The organism is Lactobacillus amylolyticus DSM 11664 (assembly GCF_000178475.1).
Classification (GTDB): Bacteria; Bacillota; Bacilli; order Lactobacillales; family Lactobacillaceae; genus Lactobacillus; species Lactobacillus amylolyticus.
Genome location: NZ_ADNY01000046.1, coordinates 1 through 20,952, shown reverse-complemented (window position 1 = coordinate 20,952; position 20,952 = coordinate 1). Strand labels below are relative to the sequence as shown.

The 20,952-nt window shown below is 42.1% G+C and carries 19 protein-coding genes, 1 tRNA gene, 3 pseudogenes and 1 other annotated feature; of the genes and pseudogenes, 10 read left to right on the top strand and 13 right to left on the bottom strand.

Annotated features, from left to right (window positions below):
- Window positions 1-147: 147 nt before the first annotated feature.
- The 7 genes and pseudogenes from HMPREF0493_RS05535 to HMPREF0493_RS05505 all read left to right on the top strand — a co-directional run.
- Window positions 148-456 (top strand): annotated as a pseudogene (locus HMPREF0493_RS05535) (hypothetical protein); the annotation flags it as partial.
- A 184-nt stretch (window positions 457-640) separates the two neighbouring features.
- Window positions 641-874, top strand: a complete 234-nt coding sequence (locus HMPREF0493_RS05530; protein ID WP_006352338.1) for a hypothetical protein — start codon at window positions 641-643, stop codon at window positions 872-874.
- Between the two features lie 239 nt (window positions 875-1,113).
- On the top strand, window positions 1,114-1,650 hold the full coding sequence (locus HMPREF0493_RS08110; RefSeq protein WP_050776642.1) for a hypothetical protein: 537 nt from the start codon (window positions 1,114-1,116) through the stop codon (window positions 1,648-1,650).
- Window positions 1,651-1,993: 343 nt separating this feature from the next.
- Window positions 1,994-2,245: a hypothetical protein gene (locus HMPREF0493_RS05520; protein WP_040457295.1), complete on the top strand. Its 252-nt coding sequence runs from the start codon at window positions 1,994-1,996 to the stop codon at window positions 2,243-2,245.
- The gene (locus tag HMPREF0493_RS05515; RefSeq protein WP_006352335.1) at window positions 2,242-2,679 is read left to right on the top strand and encodes a hypothetical protein; all 438 of its coding nucleotides are present in this window, start codon (window positions 2,242-2,244) and stop codon (window positions 2,677-2,679) included. The genes HMPREF0493_RS05520 and HMPREF0493_RS05515 overlap by 4 nt, the downstream gene beginning before the upstream one ends.
- A gap of 130 nt (window positions 2,680-2,809) precedes the next feature.
- Entirely contained in the window at window positions 2,810-3,085 is a 276-nt protein-coding gene (locus tag HMPREF0493_RS05510; protein WP_006352334.1) for a hypothetical protein, read from the top strand.
- Window positions 3,085-4,503, top strand: a complete 1,419-nt coding sequence (locus tag HMPREF0493_RS05505; protein WP_006352333.1) for an LPXTG cell wall anchor domain-containing protein — start codon at window positions 3,085-3,087, stop codon at window positions 4,501-4,503. Before HMPREF0493_RS05510 ends, HMPREF0493_RS05505 begins: the two co-directional genes overlap by 1 nt.
- A gap of 78 nt (window positions 4,504-4,581) precedes the next feature.
- Here HMPREF0493_RS05505 and HMPREF0493_RS05500 read toward each other — a convergent pair whose 3' ends face one another.
- The 13 genes and pseudogenes from HMPREF0493_RS05500 to HMPREF0493_RS05435 all read right to left on the bottom strand — a co-directional run bounded on the left by HMPREF0493_RS05500 (window position 4,582) and on the right by HMPREF0493_RS05435 (window position 18,919).
- A complete protein-coding gene (locus HMPREF0493_RS05500) occupies window positions 4,582-5,376 on the bottom strand; it encodes an alpha/beta fold hydrolase (protein ID WP_006352332.1) in 795 nt (264 codons plus the stop codon).
- A gap of 5 nt (window positions 5,377-5,381) precedes the next feature.
- Window positions 5,382-6,311 carry an L-lactate dehydrogenase gene (locus HMPREF0493_RS05495; RefSeq protein ID WP_040457293.1) on the bottom strand — a complete coding sequence of 310 codons (930 nt, stop codon included), beginning with the start codon at window positions 6,309-6,311 and terminating at the stop codon, window positions 5,382-5,384.
- A 315-nt stretch (window positions 6,312-6,626) separates the two neighbouring features.
- Complete coding sequence (locus HMPREF0493_RS05490) at window positions 6,627-7,067, bottom strand: hypothetical protein (protein ID WP_006352330.1); 441 nt, start codon at window positions 7,065-7,067, stop codon at window positions 6,627-6,629.
- 24 nt (window positions 7,068-7,091) lie between these two features.
- Window positions 7,092-7,937, bottom strand: a complete 846-nt coding sequence (locus HMPREF0493_RS05485) for a pectate lyase-like adhesive domain-containing protein (RefSeq protein WP_006352329.1) — start codon at window positions 7,935-7,937, stop codon at window positions 7,092-7,094.
- Between the two features lie 363 nt (window positions 7,938-8,300).
- Window positions 8,301-9,692 carry a flavocytochrome c gene (locus HMPREF0493_RS05475; protein WP_006352327.1) on the bottom strand — a complete coding sequence of 464 codons (1,392 nt, stop codon included), beginning with the start codon at window positions 9,690-9,692 and terminating at the stop codon, window positions 8,301-8,303.
- 8 nt (window positions 9,693-9,700) lie between these two features.
- The gene (locus HMPREF0493_RS05470; protein ID WP_006352326.1) at window positions 9,701-11,104 is read right to left on the bottom strand and encodes a class II fumarate hydratase; all 1,404 of its coding nucleotides are present in this window, start codon (window positions 11,102-11,104) and stop codon (window positions 9,701-9,703) included.
- 132 nt (window positions 11,105-11,236) lie between these two features.
- Window positions 11,237-11,938, bottom strand: a complete 702-nt coding sequence (locus HMPREF0493_RS05465; RefSeq protein ID WP_040457291.1) for a methionine ABC transporter permease — start codon at window positions 11,936-11,938, stop codon at window positions 11,237-11,239.
- The gene (locus tag HMPREF0493_RS05460) at window positions 11,931-12,992 is read right to left on the bottom strand and encodes a methionine ABC transporter ATP-binding protein (RefSeq protein ID WP_006352324.1); all 1,062 of its coding nucleotides are present in this window, start codon (window positions 12,990-12,992) and stop codon (window positions 11,931-11,933) included. The genes HMPREF0493_RS05465 and HMPREF0493_RS05460 overlap by 8 nt, the downstream gene beginning before the upstream one ends.
- Before the next feature lie 12 nt (window positions 12,993-13,004).
- The gene (locus tag HMPREF0493_RS05455) at window positions 13,005-13,859 is read right to left on the bottom strand and encodes a MetQ/NlpA family ABC transporter substrate-binding protein (RefSeq protein WP_040457289.1); all 855 of its coding nucleotides are present in this window, start codon (window positions 13,857-13,859) and stop codon (window positions 13,005-13,007) included.
- A gap of 43 nt (window positions 13,860-13,902) precedes the next feature.
- Window positions 13,903-14,144: a binding site (T-box leader), on the bottom strand.
- A 54-nt stretch (window positions 14,145-14,198) separates the two neighbouring features.
- A pseudogene (locus HMPREF0493_RS05450) lies at window positions 14,199-15,821 on the bottom strand (HAD-IC family P-type ATPase); the annotation flags it as partial.
- A gap of 164 nt (window positions 15,822-15,985) precedes the next feature.
- Window positions 15,986-16,489: a dihydrofolate reductase gene (locus HMPREF0493_RS05445; protein ID WP_006352319.1), complete on the bottom strand. Its 504-nt coding sequence runs from the start codon at window positions 16,487-16,489 to the stop codon at window positions 15,986-15,988.
- Between the two features lie 9 nt (window positions 16,490-16,498).
- On the bottom strand, window positions 16,499-17,458 hold the full coding sequence (locus HMPREF0493_RS05440) for a thymidylate synthase (protein WP_006352318.1): 960 nt from the start codon (window positions 17,456-17,458) through the stop codon (window positions 16,499-16,501).
- Window positions 17,459-17,527: 69 nt separating this feature from the next.
- Window positions 17,528-18,919: an amino acid permease gene (locus HMPREF0493_RS05435; protein WP_006352317.1), complete on the bottom strand. Its 1,392-nt coding sequence runs from the start codon at window positions 18,917-18,919 to the stop codon at window positions 17,528-17,530.
- 232 nt (window positions 18,920-19,151) lie between these two features.
- On the opposite strand from HMPREF0493_RS05435, the gene HMPREF0493_RS05430 reads away from it, so the two are divergent.
- The 3 genes and pseudogenes from HMPREF0493_RS05430 to HMPREF0493_RS05420 all read left to right on the top strand — a co-directional run bounded on the left by HMPREF0493_RS05430 (window position 19,152) and on the right by HMPREF0493_RS05420 (window position 20,913).
- Window positions 19,152-19,244 (top strand) — tRNA-Ser (locus HMPREF0493_RS05430).
- Between the two features lie 169 nt (window positions 19,245-19,413).
- Window positions 19,414-20,241, top strand: a pseudogene (locus HMPREF0493_RS05425) (linear amide C-N hydrolase).
- 96 nt (window positions 20,242-20,337) lie between these two features.
- A complete protein-coding gene (locus HMPREF0493_RS05420; RefSeq protein ID WP_006352315.1) occupies window positions 20,338-20,913 on the top strand; it encodes a phosphatase PAP2 family protein in 576 nt (191 codons plus the stop codon).
- Window positions 20,914-20,952: the final 39 nt, after the last annotated feature.

The window sequence follows — 20,952 nt, the reverse complement described above, 5'->3', positions numbered from 1 at the left end:
TTTAAAAGTTATTTATTTGTGTTATTCTTAAATTGTCAATCAGATGAGAGTGAGATTAACAAGAAACATAACACAAAGAAGGATCAAATTATGAAACATAAAAATGATGTAATTTTTAACGCAAGATTAAAATGGTAAACAAAATTTAGCTTACGTAAATTAAGCATCGGTCTTGTAGCCGTTACTTTAGGTACTACTTTCTATTTGACTAATGGCCAATTAGTTCACGCCGATGAAAATACTGATCAAAGCAGTAAAACTGCGGTTGTAGAGAACCAAAGTCAAGATTCATCTGCTTCTACTAATTTTAATAGCGAATCAAGTTCAAGCGATAATGCTTCAACTACTTCTTCTACTAGTGATGAAGAAAGCCAAAGTCAAACTGGTTCAGAACAATCAAACAGTTCTACTCAAGAAACTGCTAAGACAGAAGATTCAGCAAACAAGCTCTACTGAATCAAATTCTAGTGATGATGACAACCCCGATTCACAAACAGTTTCTACCGGATCGATCATTGATGGCAACGCTGATGCTTCTACTTTAAAATAAAGCAAGAGCGAAAATCAGCAAACTGTTATCGTTTCCTCAAATGCAATTGATGAAAACGGCCAAGTTACTAGTGATCCTGCCAATACTACTATGATGGCTGGTCAAGACAACAATAACGTCACTATTCAAATTGACAATCCTCAAGTTGATGAAAATAACAGCATCACTATCAACTTCCCTGACGCTGGTTCAAACAAGGCATACAAGCTTAACACTACAACAGGTGAAAGTGATCTTTCTGGTGATAGTACTGGACACTGGCACTTAAATACTACTGACAGTTCAATCGTAGCTACTTGGATACCTGCAAGCTCACCCCTTTGAAGTTCAAGTCGGTGATCAAACCTACACTGCATTCACTACTGAATTGACTCCATATAAAGATAAGGTAAAAAGGTGAAATCCTTAAGGGTTTCAGGATAGGGTCAACCACTGTTGGTGCTGAAGGAGGCTATGGCAACATCACTTCTGATGATGCAAATACATATGGCCTTACTAGTGATCAAGCTGTAAACCAATGGGGCATTTACTTTAACTATGGCTCACAACAAGGTGCTACTACTTTGAATCCTTTGATGGATGCTGTCTTTAATACAGTTTTCAGCGGCGATCAAACGATGATTCCTTCATCAATTAAGATTTATGAAGTCCCTTCTGATATGGCTGTTGATGACAGTGGCGATCGTCATAATGAAGATGATCAATATATCGATCCAAGTGATCCTACCCAACAAGCAACTTATTATAACAAGATTACTGCTGGTACACCAGACACTGCTTTCAAGAATTATTTGCTTGCTCATGTTACCTATGATGAAAACGGCAAACCAAATGGCTTCGCTGTCGATCAATCAAGTGATGGCTTGTTTAATATCGATGGCAATACAGATTACGCAAGTCATGCTTACTTCATTCAAGTTGATACGGTAATGAATGATCCAAATAAGGCTCCAGGTGATGGAACCACTATTACTACTCACACATCACAAACTTTGAATGGAACTGGTATTACTTTAGACGATACTGAATCTTGGACTGGTGCTGTTACTGGTAATGGTGGCGGCCAAAACCAAACTGAAGCTGCTCACGTACGTTTCTAAGATGATACTGATAAGAAGTTCATCGATGACACCCCTACCCTTGATGCTACTGGCGTAGATACCACCCCAATTAGCTTCAGCAACTTTAATACTGCTTATGGAAATATCGACAGCAGCAAATACCAATTTGTTGACATCACTAGTGGTACGCAAACTGCTGACGCAGCTCATGAAGGTACTGAAATTAGTACAGATGCTTCAAATCCTAACTTTGGGAACTATGATTCTGATCCATCAGTAGATCAAAACTTCGTTGTTCACTTCGTACACAAGACTGAAAGTGTAGCAGATCAAACCGCAACCGTTACCAAAAAGGTAACTTACCAATACGAAAATGGTCCTCATGCTGGCAGCAGCACTGTTCAAGCCGCTACTGATGGCGACAATTCATCTGCCCAAACAACAGAGACTGAACAAAATCAACAACAGCAGCAGGATGATCAATCTGAACAAGCAGGTTCTTCTCAAAGTCAAGCAGTTGACCAATCTGCTGCTCAATCAGCAGATGACCAATCAAATGGCCAAACCACTGATCAGCAAAATCAACCAGCTGTTCAATCTGAAGAAGCAAGCAGCACAGAAGCCAAAGAATTGACTTCCGACACATACCAAGTCAATAATGTTTCTGCTTCCGACACAGATAAGACCAATGATGCTTCCAGCCATGAAGACTTGAATGTCAACTTAGGTCAAACTCAATACAAGAGTCTTGATCCTATCTTGTCTAACGATGTCGATCTGACTTACCAAAATAAAAATATCGGTAAAATTACCCAAAACGGTTCAAGTGGCTATCGCATTACCTTTAACAGTAATTTGCATGACTTCGGTACTCCCGTTAACGTCAACCTCGACTTGCAATGGGCCAATGCAACTGATAAGGCAGGTGCTAACTCTGCCCTCGTCTACCAAGCTACTTCAGATAAAGACGAAGACGGTCAAGACCTCACGACAACTATTCCAAATGATGTAAAAATTGGTGATTCAACCTACAGCAGCGACTTAACTGCTCAACTGGTTCAACAGTGAATTCTTAACCGCCCAATTAGACAAGACTGGCTATGACTTCATTGTTACCATCAAAGTTCCAAACAACCACTATTGGAACTATGGCTGGACTTCAGAACAAGATCTTATCAACGCAATTAAAAATCAAGTCGTGGCTCCACAAAACCAAGTGGTAACCAACAGCGTTAACGGCGTCAGCGGTGTTTATGCATTTACTAAAACACAAACCGGCGATAAGCCAGATCCAGGCAACGTTCAAGTTACTCGTACAATCAACGATAACTGGACTGATCCTAACCGTCCTGATACTCCTTCATACTTGGCAAGCTACTACATCGTCATTCCAAACCACAACGTTTTGCTCAAAGGCGGCCTGACCTTCTTAGTTGTCAGTCATGATGGCTTCACTCTGCCAGGACATTACTAATGCAAATGAAGATTGGGCAGCTAGCTGCAACTGGTGGCAATTATGGCCCATACGGTCAACCTGGCTATAGTGCGGTTACTGACAACAAAACTCTTTGGGATTCATTGCAAAACACGGGCATCGCTTATGATTCAGTTGTTAACAATGAAACCAATCAAGAAGTTGCCAGCGGCGCGCTTAGCTGGGGGGCTGGCATTGGCGTTTTGTACTACAACAGCGGCACTGCTTTAAACGACGGTCAAGTTAGCTACCTGGTCACTGCACACCTGACCTTCAAGGATGACACTGATCCAAACAACATTACGGAAATTACGCCAGTAAATGACTTCTACTTCCAACAGCCAACTGGTACCGACATCAAATTCAGTACTGATGCTGATACTTATTTGAGTTCATTGCTCGGCAAGTACGACCTGGACAAGTTTGTTTCTGTTAACAAAGATGGCAGTGAAACTGCCCTTTCACCAGACAAGGATGAAGACATTGATAAGCTTCCCAGCTACGCATATGGCAAGCTTGATCAAACCAAAGCAAGTTCAGATACGGCTCCAATGGAATTAGTAGTTTACTTTAAGCAAAAATCCAGTGAACCAACTGAGCCTGAAACTACTACTAAGAAAGTCACTGAAACCATCAACTACGTTTTTGAAGATGAAAACGGTAATCCAACTAACGAAGTGAGTCGCCAATCTACGAGCGCTGAATTGACCTTCAATGGCACTATACCTGCCGGTTCAACTGGTGACCACACTTGGACGCCTGAATCAGGCAGCTTTGCCGCTCAAACCATCGCTAGTGAAGATGGCTATGATTTAATTTCAGCTCTTCTCAGCGATGAAACCGATGAATTAACAACGCTTGCCGACGGTACGAAGCAAGTCAAAGCCATTAGCGTTGATCCATCTTCTGCAGATCAGGTTGTAACGGTTATTTTCAAGAAGAAGGCAGCTGCACCAAATAAGCCAACTGATCAAGGTTCAAATCCAACTAGTCAACCTACAAATGAACCTGATGATCAGCCATCTACTCCACCACAACCTTCACAACAACAGCCAAGTCAGCCATCACAGGTACCTACACCGCAGACTTCAGCTCCAGCTGCTTCAAATGATCAAGACGTTGCTCCTCATGGTGAATCTGAAAATGCAAAGCAAACTAAGTTTACTAAGACTGCTGCAACAACTACAACAACTAGATCTAAAGCAACGACAATTGTCTTAAGCAGCAAGCACAATAATGAAAAGAATATTTCTTCTAATATCACCAATACTTCAGCAAACAGCAATAATTCTTCCACCAAGGCTGAAGAATTGCCACAAACCGGCGCTAAACAAAACAAGCTTGCACGGATCGGTTTGGCATTTGTATCACTTGCTGGTCTGATTGGATTGGCAGGTACGCGCAATCGTAAAAATTAATCATTAACATCATTAAACTATAGCTATACAAAAAGCCCACTAGATGAATTTCTAGTGAGCTTTTTTGTACTTTGATTTTTAAACCAATTTCTTCTTATGCAGGAAACGCATCACCGCGTCATGCATTGCTTCCGGCTGTTCCGCCTGAATCAAGTGGCCACAGTTATCAATGACTTTAGTTTCAATGTCCGGATTAATCTCCTTAACGGCGTCCGTGAAGTGATAGTCAAAGAATGGTGAATTCTTCCCTGCCAAAACCAGCATCGGTACAGGCATTTCTTTCAAAATATCGCGCCAATCCTGTTCAGCATGATCAATTAGGCATTTATAATTGTCTCTTGCATCATAAGGGAAAACCTCTTGCTCTTCTTTTGCCGCCTCAAACATTTCGTCAGCAATATGAGCATAGAAGGCTTTGCCAAAAGGCCGCTTCAGATAGTCGGGATAATTCATCCATGACAGATCTCTAAACCCATACTGCCAATCAGTATCGGCAATCATCTTAGGCGATTGATCCAGATCAACCATCGCGCAAAGTCTGCCTTTGCCGTAAAGATCCAAATAGGACCACAAGTTGGCCGCACCCATTGAATTGCCGATGCCAATGACATCATGCAGGTTCAAAGATGCCAACAATTCTTCAACATCTGCGGCGTGCCGCGCAATGCGTTGACCCTTGTCTGTCCGCTCTGATTGCCCCTGGTTGCGCGGATCAAGCAAAATTATCCTATATATGGGATTAAAGAGCGAGATCATTTTATGCCAGAACTGGCTCGTTCCGCCAATGCCGGGAATCCCTAAAATGACCTTCTTGTCCTTTTCGCCTGTATCACTATAATGCAAAGCTACATGATCAGTTGTAACAAATCTCATTTACCTTAGTCCAAATCAACAGTGTTTAAAACTTCTTGCATCTTGTCAGCTGAGTTAAGCATCTTCTTCTTTTCATCATCTGACAATTCCGTCTCGATGACGTAGCTAATGCCGGAGCCGTCAATTGCTGCTGGAGTACCTAAGTAAAGTTCATGGTTAATGCCATACTTGCCTTTTACAGGCGCTGAAAGTGGCAAAACAATTGAACGGTTATCCAGGATAGCTGACACAATTTGAGTAAGCATCATTGCAACACCATAGAAGGTTGCACCTTTGTTGGCAATGATCTTGCCGCCCTTCTTGCGAATGTCGGTTTCAACTTGTGCCAATACATCATCGCTAAGTTCATCATATGACTTAAGTGGCTTGCCATTAATAGTTGATTCGTCAAAGTTTTCAAAAGAAGTGTCGCCGTGTTCACCAAGAACCATTGAGTTTACTTTTGCAACAGGAACGCCAACCTTCTTAGCCAATTCAACTCTCAATCTCATTGAATCAAGTGAGGAACCGGTGCCGATAACCTTGTTCTTAGGGAAGCCTGACAATTTCTGCGTCAAAGTAGTCAAGATATCAACTGGGTTAGCGGAAACAACGAAGATGCCATGGAAGCCTGAGTCAACAACTGGCTTAACGATACTCTTCAAGATCTTGACGTTTTTGGCAACAAGGTCAAGACGAGTCTCGCCTGGCTTTCTTGGAACACCGGCGGTGATAACACAAACATCTGCATCTTTAGCATCGCTGTATTCACCTGGGTGGATGTCAGTTTGACCCATGAATGGCGTAATGTCTTCAAGGTCCATTGAGTCACCTACTGGACGTTGTTTAGCAACATCGCAGATAATCAATTCTTTAACATCACAGTTTTGCAATAAGTCGTTAGCAAAAGTTGAACCAACGGCACCGTCACCAACAAGCAATACTTTTCTAGTCATAATTTGTCCTCTCATTAAAAAATAATATCTTTCCAATACCTACATTTTTTATTATACTACAAGCGCTTACATTATTGCTAGATTAAGGATAAATATTTTTTTTATTTTAGGCACAAAAAAATAGCGCGATTTACATCGCGCCGTTTTGAGCTAAAAATATAGGAATTTTGAAAACTTACTAATTATTTTAATTACGTTTTCTGTCACTTGCAAGTCCGAGCAATCCTGCTGAAATCCTGCTGCGCTCTTGCCAGCTTTAGCAGATGCTGCGTGAGGGGCTACAGTTTCGGTATTGTCATTATCATTTTGCTTGTTTTAATCATTTTGATCATCGTTTGAATTTGTTGGTAAAACTGGTTGTGCAGCTTCAGTGTAGTTTTGAGTACCATCACTAGTTTGAGTCATGTTAATAGTAGTGTCAGTACCATTCAAGAAGTTAATGTAACCTGCTTCTACAGCGTTACCACTGTCTTGTCTGCCTGATGGATATGAAGTTGCACCAGCGTCAGTGATGACGTTAGTACCTTCAAAGTTAAGAGCATAATATTCGCCCAACTTTTGACTTAAACCAGCAGCAATAATGTTTTTGGCACCGGAAATTACTGGACGGCCCGAAGCATCAGCAGTCACACCATTAAAGGTAACTACATCGTTCTTTTGGTTATCAGAATCTACGTCAGCAAAACTGATTAAACCAAATGTACCAGCTTCAGTTGTACTTGTTGAACCTGTGCCGTCCTTAGAAACACCCTTCATCTTTACATCTTCAAAGGTAATGTTTCAAGCTGATCCATTCTTTTGGTTAGCATCTTCAAACATTAACGAGTAGTGCCCGAAGTCAATGGTGTTGCCGTTACCATTAATCGTAACAGTACGAGCGATATTCTTATCACTTAAAGTAAGGCAACCGTTATAACCAAGTGATTGACCACCCAAGTTACCAGTAACAGTAATGTCACTAGTTACATTAATAGTACCAACGTTAACATCTTCCAAAGCACTAACAAATCCAGCCCAATCACTAACATTTGAAGTTTGAGTTGCAGTTGAAGTGGTTGTTGCAGCCTTCACAGCACTTGCTGCCAAAGTCTTAGCAGAAGTAGCTGCAGTAAGTGACTTAGTTGATACAGTCAAATCTTCAGTATCAGCAGCCTTAGGTGCATCACTTGAAGCAGCCTTTTCATCACTGGCAGCTGCAGTAGTTGAGGCAGCTGGATCAGTAGCGCCTTGCTTAGCAGCTAAAGCAGTCTTTTCAGCATCGCTTAAAGCATCAATTTGGTTTTGAATTTGAGCAGCCTTGGCTTGAACATCAGATTTCTTGCTACCAGTTGCTTTCAATTGATCAATTGAATCACTAATGTTGTTAACTTTGTTTTGTGATTGTTGATCACTTACTGCTTGTTCAGTTTCGCTACTGAACTCATCGCTAGCAGCTTTTTCACTTTCTTGATTGGTATTGTCAGAAGAAGCATTTTGTTCGGCAGCTTGAGCCTTCTGTCCACCATTCATAAAGAAGGTGAAACCGATCAAAACTGATGCAGCACCTACTGTAAATTTACGAATAGAGAAACGTTCTTGCTTAGGTTCCATCTTCCGAACCCGTTCCTTAAAATTATTCTTTGACATACGTCTACAACCTCTCTCTTATTAAGATACTCTGTTTTCGCAATTGAAATTAATCTCTACAAAACTTCAATTGTTTGTTTACACTGATAAATATAACATCTGTTTTTTAATTTGTAACTTGCTTTTTGGCCCATTATCAAATTCTAGGTCTTTGTTATTAATCCAAATCCATGCCTTATCTAGCAAGCTTTTAAAGATTTTGCAAAAAATTAATTTTAAAAAATTTAATATTTTTTGGGCTACTTTATTATAGGCATCCCTTATATATACTTTCATATTGCAAATGCACGATAATCTGTAAATAAAGAAAAGAAGCACTACCATTTCTGATAACACTTCTTTTTGTTTTTATTCTGTTAGTTCTTACTTATCTTTGATTTTCTTCGCAATCTGCATCCCCGCTTGCCGACCAAAAATCACCGTTTCCGCAATCGAGTTGCCGCTGATCCGGTTATTGCCGTGCAGGCCGCCGGATACTTCGCCAGCAGCGTACAAGCCTGGGATCACATTGCCGTTACCGTCCAAGACTTCAGTCTCAGGCGTGATATGAATGCCGCCCATCGTATAGTGAATAGCTGGATGAATGTGAATAGCAAAGTATGGCGCTTTTTCAATGCCGCGTTCCATCCCGGTTGTTCTGCCGTATTCACTGTCTTCTTGGTCAGCTACTGCCTTATTCCATTGAGCGATAGTTTCTGCTAGGTTCTCAGCATTAACGCCAATCTTTTCAGCTAATTCCTTCAAGCTGGCTCCATGTTCAACCAGGCCTACTGAATCATAGAATTCAATTGCCTTGAAGTGATCGCGAATTCCTTGATCCAAAATCAAGTAGGCCCCGTCTTCATTAAGACCAGTAATGGCATTTGACACAATCTTACGGGTATTCAATTCATTGACAAAACGCTTGCCCGCCTTGTTAACCAAAATCGCACCTTCGCCGCGGACGCCCTCACCAATCAAGAAAGTATGATCAGTATCAGTCTGCGCGGTTGGGTGAACCTGGATGAAGTTCATCTGTATGAGTTGGGCACCAATAGCTTCAGCCAATTTCAAACCATCACCTGTTGCGCCAGGTTGGTTGGTGGTCTTGTAGCCTGCCAAATCTGGCCGATATTTCTTGATGATTCCTTTTGAAGCACCGAAGCCGCCGGAAGCAAGCAATACTGCCTTAGCGTGAATCGTCTTCTTTCCTTCAGCAGTTGCAGCTTCCACGCCCGTGATCTTGCCATCTTCTTTGAGCAATTTTTCTACCTTAGTTTGGTTAAAAACAGGAATCTGTTCTTGTTCGCATTGCTTAAGCAAGCCGGTTACCAGATAGCCGCCAACCGGAGCCATCGAAGCTGGCCGGTGAGCCCGTTTTTTGCTCATCCCACCGGTAATGGTTAAATCTGACAAATCAATACCGTGTTCTTTCAACCAAGAAATAGCAATAGCAGCATGATCCACGAAGTAGCGCAGCATGTCGCGGTCATTGAGCAGACCGCCGCCTTTTAAGGTTTCCCGATAAAAGTCTTCCTTATTATCGATAATGCCATGCTGCAATTGAACCAAACTTTCTGCGGCATTCATCCCACTAGAAGCCCGGTTGGTGTTGCCGCCCAAGCCCTTATTTTTTTCAAGGACGGCAACCTTAAGACCTAATTCGTGTGCCTGCAAAGCCGCGGTTAAGCCGGTACCGCCCGCACCTACGATAACAGCATCATATTCATCTGCTAATTCACTTGCTTGATTGGGAGTAAAAATATATTTGTCCATTTTCTAACCTATTCTTCCGGTTCATGCTTGTCGACATTCGTCATTTGCATGTAGTCCATCCATTTATCATATTGTTCTTCCGTAACCTTGCCGCTCTTAAGCGCAGCCTCACGCAAAGTCGTACCTTCTCTTTGAGCTGCTTGCGCAATTTTAGCGGCTGCATGGTAGCCAATATGTGGTGAAAGCGCGGTAACCGTCATGAGTGAATTATCAAGCAATTCGTTCATTCTGTCTTTGTTGACAGTCAAGCCATGAATCATTCTGTCGGCAAAGCCGGTAATAACACCCGTTAAAATATTGCATGAGTCAAGGAAGCTAGCGATCATCACCGTCTTAAAGACATTCAATTCAAAGTTTCCTTGAGAAGATGCGAAAGTAATGGTGGTATCGTTGCCGAATACTTTGGCACAAGCCATCGTCACTGCTTCAGCCTGAGTTGGATTTACCTTGCCCGGCATAATCGATGAGCCGGGTTCATTAGCCGGAATATTGAGCTCGCCATAGCCAGCCCGCGGACCAGAAGCGAGCATTCTAATATCTTGGGCAATCTTGAACATGTCAGAAGCTAATGTCTTAAGGGCACCATGAACCACGTTCAAGCCGGAGTGGTGAGCTAGACCCCAGAATTTGTTCGTTTCCACGATAAACTTATGACCATAAACTTCAGATAATTTGCCCGCAATCTTTTCAGTCATCCCTGGGGAAGCATTAAGGCCAGTACCAACAGCGGTACCACCAATTGCCAATTCATATAAGGTAGGCTTCAAGCTTTGGATGTAGGACAAATCATGCTTTAAAGCTGAAATGTAGCCGGAAAGCTCTTGGCCAAAAGTTAAAGGCGTAGCATCTTGCAAGTGAGTCCGGCCAATTTTAACCGTCTTCCAGTACTTCTTTTCCTTAACGACCAATTCATCAATTAAGTGCTGAATCGCAGGCTCCAATTGATCAAGTGCCTCGATGGCTACGATATTCATGACTGTTGGATAAGTATCGTTGGAAGATTGGCCACGGTTAACGTCATCATTTGGCAAAATGCCCAAGCCTGGATGCAATTTATTAGCTAAATTGGCAACGACTTCGTTAACGTTCATGTTGCTTTGCGTTCCTGATCCGGTTTGGAGCACGTGCAATGGGAAGTCCTTGCGCAAATCTTCATCGCTTAATGCTAAAAGATGATCAATTGCGTCCTCGATAGCAGCACCCTTTTCTTGAGTTTCATCCCCAACTTCAACGTTGGATTCAGCAGCTGCCTTCTTCAAGTGCAAGAATGCACGGATAATTGCCAATGGCATTAACTCGCCACTAGGGAAATTGTTGCGGCTGCGTTCTGTTTGTGGGCCCCACAAAGCATCTTTAGGAATCTTTACTGGGCCAATTGTGTCACTTTCAATACGATAATTTTCTTCAGTCATATTGAGTCTCCTTACTATGCAATAAATAAGAATCTATCTTCATTGTTATAATACCTGTAAAGGGCTTTAATTTCCATTCTTTTTGCAATAAAAAAGCAGCAGTTTTTACTCAACTGCTGCTAAATTAACTTATTAGCGATTTTGATGATTTAATTTCTTAGCGAAGAAGTCGCCGACCACTTGAACGATAAAGATCAAGATGATAACAAAAATAGTGGCTACCCAAGTTACGTCATTGTTGAAACGGTTATAACCGTATGAAATAGCGGTATTACCCAAACCGCCGGCACCGATGGCACCAGCCATTGCAGTCAAGCCGATTAGCGAAATGACAGTTACGGTAGAAACGCGGATCAATTCAGAACGAGATTCACGCAAGTAGACATCGAAGATGATATCACGGGTGGTTGCGCCCAAACTTTGCGCAGCCTCAATCTTGCCTGAGTCGACACTTTCCAAAGCAACTTGCACTTGACGGGCGTAGAATGGAAAAACACCTAAAGTCAATGGTACCAAAGCTGCCTTCATTCCGATTTGCGTACCAACGATTTTTTGCGTCACCGGAGCGATAAAGGCCAATAAAATAATGAACGGAATGGCTCTGAAGATGGAAACGATCTTGTCACAGACGTTGTACCAGAACTTGTTGGGATGGATGCCGTCTTCTTTGGTTAAAACGAGCAGAACGCCAAAGATGATTCCGAGGATTCCGCCAAAAATGGCTGACCAGAAGGTCATAAACAAAGTTTGAAAAATACTGGTACCCCAGCCGGCGTCTCCGCCCCAGCCAAGTTGGTAGACATTTGGTAAAACTTTTGCTATCCAATTAATCATATAAATTCCCCTTTTCATCCAATCTTGTCAAAGTTACGTCTTGCTTCTCCAAGAATTCTCTAGCTTGCTTCTGCTTTTCTGGATCGCCTTTTACTGAAACAACCAAGGTTCCGATTGGCTCATCATTCAATAATTCCACGTTGCCGTAAAGCATTGAAGCTTCTGCGCCGGTTTCGCGATAAAGTTCAACGATAATCGATTTGGTAACGTTGGCAACGCTGTAGACCAGTTGGTAAACTGCTTCATCAGGCCCAAGCTTGCCTAAGCTAAGTGAAGACAAAGTTGAAATGGCTTCAAGTGAACCACCAACAAAGCGTTTGGTAAGCTCCTTCTTTGGGTGCAAGAAGACTTGCTTCAAATTGCCATTTTCAATTACTTGACCATTCTCCATGACAGCAACCTTGGTAGCGATTTTCTTAACGGCATCCATTTCGTGCGTGATCAAAATAACCGTCAAGCCCAATTTCTTGTTCAACTTCTTCAACAAGTCCAAAATTTGCTGCGTATTTTGCGGGTCCAAAGCACTCGTTGCTTCATCAGAAATCAAAATGTCAGGTTCATTGGCCAAAGCACGGGCGATGGCGACACGCTGCTGCTGACCACCGGAAAGCTCAACCGGATAGAAGTTGGCCTTGTCCTTTAAGTCAACCAAATCAAGCAATTCAAGGGATTTTTTCTCTAATTCTTCATCGGACAGCTTAGAGTGTTTCAAAGCAAAAGCGACATTTTCAAGGACAGTTGTTTCATTTAATAGGTTGAAATTCTGGAAGATCATGCCGATCTTTCTGCGAGCCAGTTGCAAATCCTTGTTGGAAATAACCTGCTTGCCATCCTTAATGAAGTCCTTGCCATCGACCTTAATGTTCCCAGCCGTTGGTTTTTGCAATAAATTGATCGTTCTCACTAAGGTTGATTTACCAGCACCGGAGAAACCGACGATGCCGTAGATATCGCCCTTTTCGACATTCAGACTGACGTCATGAACTGCCCGAACGGTTTTACCCTTTTTTTGCGGAAAATCTACATTAATATGTTCTAATTCAATAATGCCCATTCGTCTGTCCTCCTACTTCAACTTAACGTCCCAAGCTGCAATTTCAGTGTTGCCGTAGTACTTCTTGATTAACTTCTTAGTTTCTGCGGTTTGGTAAGCCTTAACAACTTCTTGGTAAATCTTCTTGTTCTGTTGACCCTTCTTGCAGCAGATGATGTTGATCCATTGCTTAGAATCCTTGTTGATTGGTTCGATATAGATTGCTTGCTTATCAGTCAAACCATCCGCGCTAGCATAGTCGTTGTTGACAACGGCTGCGTCTACTGAAGAAAGAACACGGCCGGTTTGTTCGGCAGCTACTTCCTTAATCTTGTAGTTGTTAGGATTGTCAGTGATATCGGCTACAGTTACCAAAGTCTTGCCAGAACGCAATTTAATCAAACCGGCATTCTTTAATACGAAGAGCGCTCTTGATTCATTAGTTGCGTCATTTGGAATGGCAATTGTGGCACCATCAGGCAAATCACTCAGCTTCTTGTACTTCTTTGAGTAAAGACGAATTGGAGCAATGTAGGTTCTACCGATTGCTACAATGCCGCCGCCATTTGACTTATTCCAAGACTTCAAAAATGCGTAGTGCTGAAAGGCATTCAAGTCAATATCGCCTGACTTCAAAGCTTTGTTTGGCTGGTTGTAGTCAGTAAAGTTCTTGGTTTTAATCGTAATGCCATATTTTTCTTTGGCGGTCTTAGCAATGCTCTTCCAAATTGCTTCATCACCTTTGCTTTCGCCGACAACCCCGACGGTAACAACTTTGGAATTATTGCTTCCGAAGTTGAGGCCTGGTCCAAAACTAAACCAGCCGGCTACTAGAATTACCAGGACAATAATTGACCAAACAATCGTATTTCTGCGTCTTCTTCTCATTTGTATTCCCCCTTTTGGCAATGAAAAAAGCACTCATCCCATTGAAAAGGACGAGTGCTTCGTTTTACCACCTTTAATTCGTCTACCCGCTCACGCGGATAAACCTCATTAGCTGTCAAGAAACAGCTTGCAATGTTAACGGATGCAAACCCGTTATCAGCTAAATATCACTGATAATCATCATTCCAAGCCCATGTTCACTATGCCTTATTGACTGACTCTCACCAACTGTCAGTTCTCTTTAACAATAAAAACGATAGCTACTCTGCTTTTCAAGATGTTTTTTTAATTCGTTGTTAATAATCTATCATCTGATTTTAAGATTGTCAAATAATTTTTTTAATTATTTTTTCTGCCACGCTGATAAGCTTCGTGCAGGTCAGCAAAAGTCATGTCTTTGCCTTTTTGATCAAACACGACCAGCACTTCGGCAATCCCATCTGAAATATGCGACATCCATCTAAAGACCGTGACCGCAGCAAAGAACAAAACGAGCAAAACAAAGATTGATCTTGTCCGCAGTATGGTTAATGAGAACAAGCCATGCAAGAAAATGATGGATAAAATCACGCCGATGATTGAGACTGCCATGACGGCTGCTCGGAATTTTTTCAGTGGTGCGGAAATGTGATACATAACCATGATGCCGACCAATATCAGCAGCATAGTTGCCGTGGTCCCTACTTGATCATGATCTAAATTGATGAAGGAACCGGCAATTACCAAAATGCCTACGGCCAGCCAATCGGTTAGACCACCTGAAAAGGCTTTTGCCAGCAGATTGGGAATGAATTTGCCGCGGATGCGCTGCTCATTTTCTTCAAGTACAAGCAGGAATGAAGGCAGACCGATCGTAAAAGCGGAAATCATCGTAATTTGTGAAGGCTGAAGCGGATAGTTGATGGTCATGACCAAAGCAAAAATTGCCATCAGGAATGAGAAAATATTTTTAACCAAAAACAGACTGGCTGAACGCTGGACATTGTTGACCACGCGGCGTCCTTCATTGACCACTTCTGGCATTCTGACAAAATTTGAATCCAGCAGAACCACTTGCGAAGCTTGAACCGAAGCTAAATTGCCTGAAGCCATGGCAATGGAACAATCAGCTTTTTTCATTGCCAAAATATCGTTGACCCCATCACCCGTCATGGCAACAGTATTGCCCTGCTTTTGCAGTGCCTCAACGAATTTTCGCTTTTGCGCAGGTTTAACGCGGCCAAAGACATTGCAGTTTTTAACCGCTTTCTCATAGCCGCCTTCTTGAATCGTCTGCGCGTCAAGATATTTATCTGCCCCGCTAATTTCGGTTTGATTAGTGACGCGGGCTACCGTGACTGGGTTGTCACCGGAAATAGCCTTGATATCCACGCTCTGCTTGGCAAAATACTGGAAGGTGGATTTGGCTTCTTTTCTAATCGGATTGGTCAGTAGAATATAGCCCAAAGGCGTAACCGCTTCAGTCAGGGCAGAATTATCCTCGCTCAAGACTTTTGGATATTCCGCTACGATCAAAACCTGGTAGCCTTAATTGGCAAAGCTTTCAAATTAATCTTTGTATTCGGCGAACTGATCGCGCAGTACCATTTCCGGCGCGCCAATAACTAAAGTTTTACTATCAAAAACTACAGCCGAAAACTTGTTAACTGAGGTGAAGGGAACAATTTGCGTCGCCTCGCACACGCCATTTTTGAAAAAGTCATGGATAGCCTTCATCATGGAATTATCTGCGGGCATGTTTTTGGCAAAATCAGCAATCTCTTGGTGGAGCTAGTCTTAACTCAATGCAGGACTGGCCTTTGAAACGATGGCTTTTTCAACGCCCATCTTCGGCTCGGTAATGGTCCCGGTTTTATCGACGCAAAGGACATTGACATGCGCCAAAGCTTCGATGCTCTTCATATCGTGCAGCATGACCTACTGGCGGGCAAGCACGGTTGCGGAAAGAGCCAATCTGATCGTCCACCGCCTTGTTGACTTTGCCAGACTGGACGCGCTGCTTGACCTCTTCGTGCGTCAGACCATTTAAACTAGTTTGCTTTTCGTCCATAAATTTTCCCTCACCTAAAAATCTATGCATATATTATAACTTATACTAAAAGAATCCTGCAAAAATGCGGGATTCTTTACTTTCTTTTATAAGTCAGAAAATCATAGGCAAACTTGTTGCGTTCATCTGGCTCATGCTGCTCTTTTTTAATAATTTTAAAGTCTGAATAATCGATCTCGGGCATGTAGGTATCAACCTCAAACCTGTGATGAATGACAGTTTTTTCAAGCACATCGACCTGTTTCTCCAGCAGTTTAAAAATTGAGACGCCACCGATGGCTTTAATATCATCTGCCTGATGAGCAGCCAGATATTTTAATAGGTCTTGCTCATTCAAGAAGACTGAAACTTGCGGATTGTCCACGTACTTTTTTTGAAAATCAATATTATGCGTTAACACCAAATGCTGCCTTTTAGGCAATAGGTGCGGCAAGCTGGCAAAAGTCTTTCTTCCCATTAAAACGGGATGACCCAGCGTTTTTTCTTTAAAATGCTTCATGTCAGCCGGCAGATGCCAAGGCAAATGTCCTTGATAGCCGATGCCATGCTGCTCATCTTCAGCCCATACAAACGTAATCATAATTTACCTCTATACTGCGACTGGCGCCTTAATGGTGTCGTGGTGCTTGTAGTCTAAGACCTTGATATCAGACATCTCGAAATCTTCGATCTTCTTTTTGTCAGGATTGAGCCACAATTGTGGCGAATCATAAGGCTTTCTGCTTAGCAACTCTTCAACTTGCTTGAAGTGGTTGCGGTAAATATGCGCATCCCCCAAAGTATGAATGAATTCGCCGACCTCTAAGCCAGTTTCGCGGGCAATCATATTCAAAAGCAGCGAATAGCTGGCAATGTTGAACGGAACGCCTAAAAACATGTCGCCGCTTCGTTGATAAAGCTGCACGCTCAACTTGCCGTCAGCAATATAAAATTGAAACATTACGTGGCAAGGTGGAAGCGCACTGTTTGGCACGTCTTCTGGATTCCATGCCGTTACAATCATGCGGCGTGAATCCGGCGTATGCTTAATTTGTTCAATGACATTATGAATTTGATCGATAAAGCCATTGCCATCGCGCTTCTCCCAGTGACGCCATTGTGCACCGTAAACGTCGCCCAAGTTGCCGTATTTTTTGGCAAAATCTTCGTCATCGAGGATGCGCTGATCGAATCTTTTCATCTCTTCTTGATAAATCTTGTTGAAGTCAGGATCGCTCTGGCAGCGCAAACCAAAATCAGTCATATCAGGACCTTGATATTCATCTGAGTTAACCCAGTTCTTAAAGGCCCATTCATCCCAAATATGGTTTTTATGCTGCAGCAAGAAGCGAATGTTGGTGTCTCCTCTTAAGAACCACAAAAGCTCGCTTTTAATCAGGCCAAAAGGAACTCTCTTGGTTGTTAATAAAGGAAAGCCCTTTGAGAGATCAAAACGCATTTGTGCACCAAAAAGACTCTTGGTGCCGGTACCAGTCCGGTCACTCTTATCATGGCCTTCTGTCATGATTTTTTGTAGCAGATCCAAATATGGTTGTTCCAAAATTGCCATTTTTATTCCCCTTTTAAAAAAACAATCATTTTTAGACTACCATATATATGATTTTTTACAAAGACGAACTCAATATTTTGTGGTTTTTCTATTGTGGCGAACTAAATAGGCAATCGTAGCCGCAATCAAAACCAAGGCGCCAACGATAACCGAAATTCTAGTGTCAGGATTAATGAACATGAAAATGACGATTACCAAAAGCATGACAAAGGCAAAATAATTAGAGAATGGATAAAGCGGCAGCTCAAAGGGATGCTTTTTAAGAATATCCGGATTGTTTTTCCGAAAACGCAATTCCGCCAGCAAAATCACGAACCATGGGATCATTCCCGGCAGAACTGAGGAACTGAAGACAACCACGAACAGATCGGACGCGGAGTGATTAAAGTTAGAAGCAATCACGTTGAGGATAAAACCGACGAAAATTCCAGTTGAGATACCCATGATTGCACGGTCAGGCACGATTCTCTTGGAAATATGCTTGAACATCTTTGGCGCATCCCCGTCATGCGAAAGCTTGAACAGCATCCGACTCGATGAATAGATGCCGGAATTGGCTCCTGACAACGCCGCGGTTAAAACAACGAAATTGATGATGCTGGCTGCTGCTGTAATGCCCACCTTAGCAAAGGTCGTAACAAACGGTGAACCCAGCGAATCCAACTTATTCCATGGATAGATAGTGACAATTACGAAAATCGCACCAACGTAGAAAATCAAAATTCTTAGAAGTACTGATTTAACGCTTTTAGCAATCGCTTCTTTCGGGTTGGCTACTTCCCCTGCAGAAATTCCGAGCAATTCGATTCCTTCATATGAACCGACAATGATCGACATGGAGAAGAAGAAGCCTTTCACTCCGCCGGTAAAGAAGCCACCGTGAGCCCACAAGTTGGAAAAGCCAGTTGGATGACCGCTGTTGCCCACACCGAAGAAGATAACGATAAAGCCGAGGATGATCATCAAAATAATGGTGATGACTTTGATCATGGCAAACCAAAATTCAAGTGAGGCATAGGCTTTGGCGGATGCCAGGTTGGCTAAAAGCAAAAAAGCAATGATGATAATGCCTGACCACAGAGCGCTGATGTGTGGCCACCAGTATTTCAAATATTCAGTCGCGGCAACGACTTCGGACATGCCAACCACGATATATTCGAAGACATTCGCCCATTTCGCTAGATAGCCGGCCAAGGGATGCACGTATTCGGTTGCATAATCGGCAAAGGAGCCAGTACCGGGATTGACGTACAGCATTTCACCCAGAGCACGCATGACGATGTACAAAATGAGGCCGACAAACATGTAAGCCAGCAAAACCGAAGGCCCAGTCCATTTAATCGTTGAGCTTGACCCCATAAACAAACCAACCCCGATGGCACCGCCAAGAGAGATCATTTCCATTTGTCCCGCAGACATAGTTCTTTTCAGCTGGGGAGCATTATGCTTTTCATGAGTCATAATTTTCACCGTTATTCTCTAATTCAACAGAAGTGAATATACCAAAATGGGTTGGAACACACGCTCCAATCTCTCATTTCGTTTTAATTTTATGACATTGTTTTATATATGGCAATCACAATTTTTTCTTCTATAATTTTTTCTTCTATATTGATTGGTAAATATTTATAAGCAATTATTTTAGGATTTTATTTTACCTATTTTGAAAAGATTGCTATAATAATTTTGTTTTGGAGAGTTGGCAGAGTGGTAATGCACCGGACTCGAAATCCGGCGAACCAGGTTTATCCCTGGCGCGCAGGTTCAAATCCTGTACTCTCCTCCAATTAAGTGAAATGACCGTCCCACAAGGGATGGTCATTTTTGCGTTAGAAAGAAATTTCTTAAAATTCCATAAATCTGGCTGCACGTCTTGATTCCCTATATCCAAAAAGGTAAACTTTCACTATTATTAGAAATTATAATGATTTAGTGTACATGAAAAGAGATATAGCATATGTGCACATCAAGTTTTTAGTCCTAAGGATCACTAATTTGGTCGCAACCTCGACCTTGAAATTTCATTTGGTCAAGAAGTTGTAATTACCCCACGCAATTACAATTTCAAATACCGCAAAATGCCTGATATGAAGCAGCATTATGCCTTAATCGGAATCGCCTTAGTAGCTGATGAATATCCACTCTACTTCGACGCCGCCAATGAAAAAGGCTTGGGCATGGCCGGCCTGAACTATCCTGACAACTTCAAAGCCTTTGATGTTCAAGAAGGAAAAGACAACGTTACCCCATTTGAATTTATTCCATGGGTTTTAGGTCAATGTGCCAGCGTTGATGCAGCTAAAAAGCTTTTGACCAACAACCCACAATTCCTTAAGCAACTGACCAACCTTGACAATTACGCTAGTCTTTCACCAGCTATGCCAGTCAATACTTTTTCAAAAGAAGTCAACTTCAATGGCTACAGCCGTGGTCTTAGCTCACACAACTTGCCAGGCGGCATGGACTCAGAATCTCGCTTAGTCAGAGTAGCCTTCAATAAATTCAACGCTCCTAAACATAACAGCGAAGAAGAAAATGTTGATACCTACTTCCATATTTTGCATTCTGTTGAACAACAAAAAGGCTTGGATGAAGTAGCACCAAACCAATTTGAATACACTATTTATTCAGATGATACCAACTTGGATACCGGTGCCTTCTACTACACCAGCTACAACAACAAGCGCATCACCGAGGTTGATCTGCACAAAGAAAACTTGGATAGCGATAAGTTAATCACTTACCCAATCAACGATAAAATTGTCTTCGATGAAGAAAATTAATTCTTAAGTTTTATTCAAATTCCGCGACTTATTTTAAATTCCTGTTAGAATAACAGTTGAATGAATTTTGCTTAAATTAGGGAACGAAAAGAAAGAATGGATAAAATTATTGTTTCATTGGTATCAGCACTTATCTTGCTGATATTAATTTTCAATATTAAAACCTCACGACGCTTCAATCTTTTTGACCACTGGCTTCACCACAAATTAGTGAAGCAGCGAGATGGTTTTAAATGGCAGATTATTGCGTTTTTGAACGATCCAAAATTAATGGTGGTCTGGGCTGTCCTATTGGCCAGCGCTTTAATTAACGAAAATCACTATACAACTGCCCTTTGGGTTTTAGGTACCCTTGGCATTACTGATTTGCTCGGAATTTTGTTAAAGCATTCCATCAAGCGTCGGCGACCAATTATGGCATCCGATTTGGATGATGGCTACAGCTTTCCAAGCGGGCACGTGCTTGGAGCAACAACCATGGTGTTGATTTTGCTGCAGCTGTTTGGCAAAGATTTTGGTTTAGGATTTGCCCTGATTTTATTGGGGATTTGGGTGATGGTCGTCATCTCTCGGTTGAGTTTAAAAGCGCACTACCCTTCCGATATTTTAGGAGCAACTAGCCTGGCGGTCTTTTGCTTTGGAATTGCTCAACAGATTTTTGCCATTATTTAAATATCTAGAAAAAACAAAAAAGGATTAGCAAACAAATTG

Coding starts and splice junctions, on each gene's coding strand:
- HMPREF0493_RS05530 (WP_006352338.1), top strand. CDS start 641: ATGATGGCTGGTCAAGACAACAATAACGTCACTATTCAAATTGACAAT.
- HMPREF0493_RS05520 (WP_040457295.1), top strand. CDS start 1,994: ATGCTGGCAGCAGCACTGTTCAAGCCGCTACTGATGGCGACAATTCAT.
- HMPREF0493_RS05505 (WP_006352333.1), top strand. CDS start 3,085: ATGCAAATGAAGATTGGGCAGCTAGCTGCAACTGGTGGCAATTATGGC.
- HMPREF0493_RS05500 (WP_006352332.1), bottom strand. CDS start 5,376: ATGAGATTTGTTACAACTGATCATGTAGCTTTGCATTATAGTGATACA.
- HMPREF0493_RS05495 (WP_040457293.1), bottom strand. CDS start 6,311: ATGACTAGAAAAGTATTGCTTGTTGGTGACGGTGCCGTTGGTTCAACT.
- HMPREF0493_RS05490 (WP_006352330.1), bottom strand. CDS start 7,067: ATGAAGGGTGTTTCTAAGGACGGCACAGGTTCAACAAGTACAACTGAA.
- HMPREF0493_RS05485 (WP_006352329.1), bottom strand. CDS start 7,937: ATGTCAAAGAATAATTTTAAGGAACGGGTTCGGAAGATGGAACCTAAG.
- HMPREF0493_RS05475 (WP_006352327.1), bottom strand. CDS start 9,692: ATGGACAAATATATTTTTACTCCCAATCAAGCAAGTGAATTAGCAGAT.
- HMPREF0493_RS05470 (WP_006352326.1), bottom strand. CDS start 11,104: ATGACTGAAGAAAATTATCGTATTGAAAGTGACACAATTGGCCCAGTA.
- HMPREF0493_RS05465 (WP_040457291.1), bottom strand. CDS start 11,938: ATGATTAATTGGATAGCAAAAGTTTTACCAAATGTCTACCAACTTGGC.
- HMPREF0493_RS05460 (WP_006352324.1), bottom strand. CDS start 12,992: ATGGGCATTATTGAATTAGAACATATTAATGTAGATTTTCCGCAAAAA.
- HMPREF0493_RS05455 (WP_040457289.1), bottom strand. CDS start 13,859: ATGAGAAGAAGACGCAGAAATACGATTGTTTGGTCAATTATTGTCCTG.
- HMPREF0493_RS05445 (WP_006352319.1), bottom strand. CDS start 16,489: ATGATTACGTTTGTATGGGCTGAAGATGAGCAGCATGGCATCGGCTAT.
- HMPREF0493_RS05440 (WP_006352318.1), bottom strand. CDS start 17,458: ATGGCAATTTTGGAACAACCATATTTGGATCTGCTACAAAAAATCATG.
- HMPREF0493_RS05435 (WP_006352317.1), bottom strand. CDS start 18,919: ATGACTCATGAAAAGCATAATGCTCCCCAGCTGAAAAGAACTATGTCT.
- HMPREF0493_RS05420 (WP_006352315.1), top strand. CDS start 20,338: ATGGATAAAATTATTGTTTCATTGGTATCAGCACTTATCTTGCTGATA.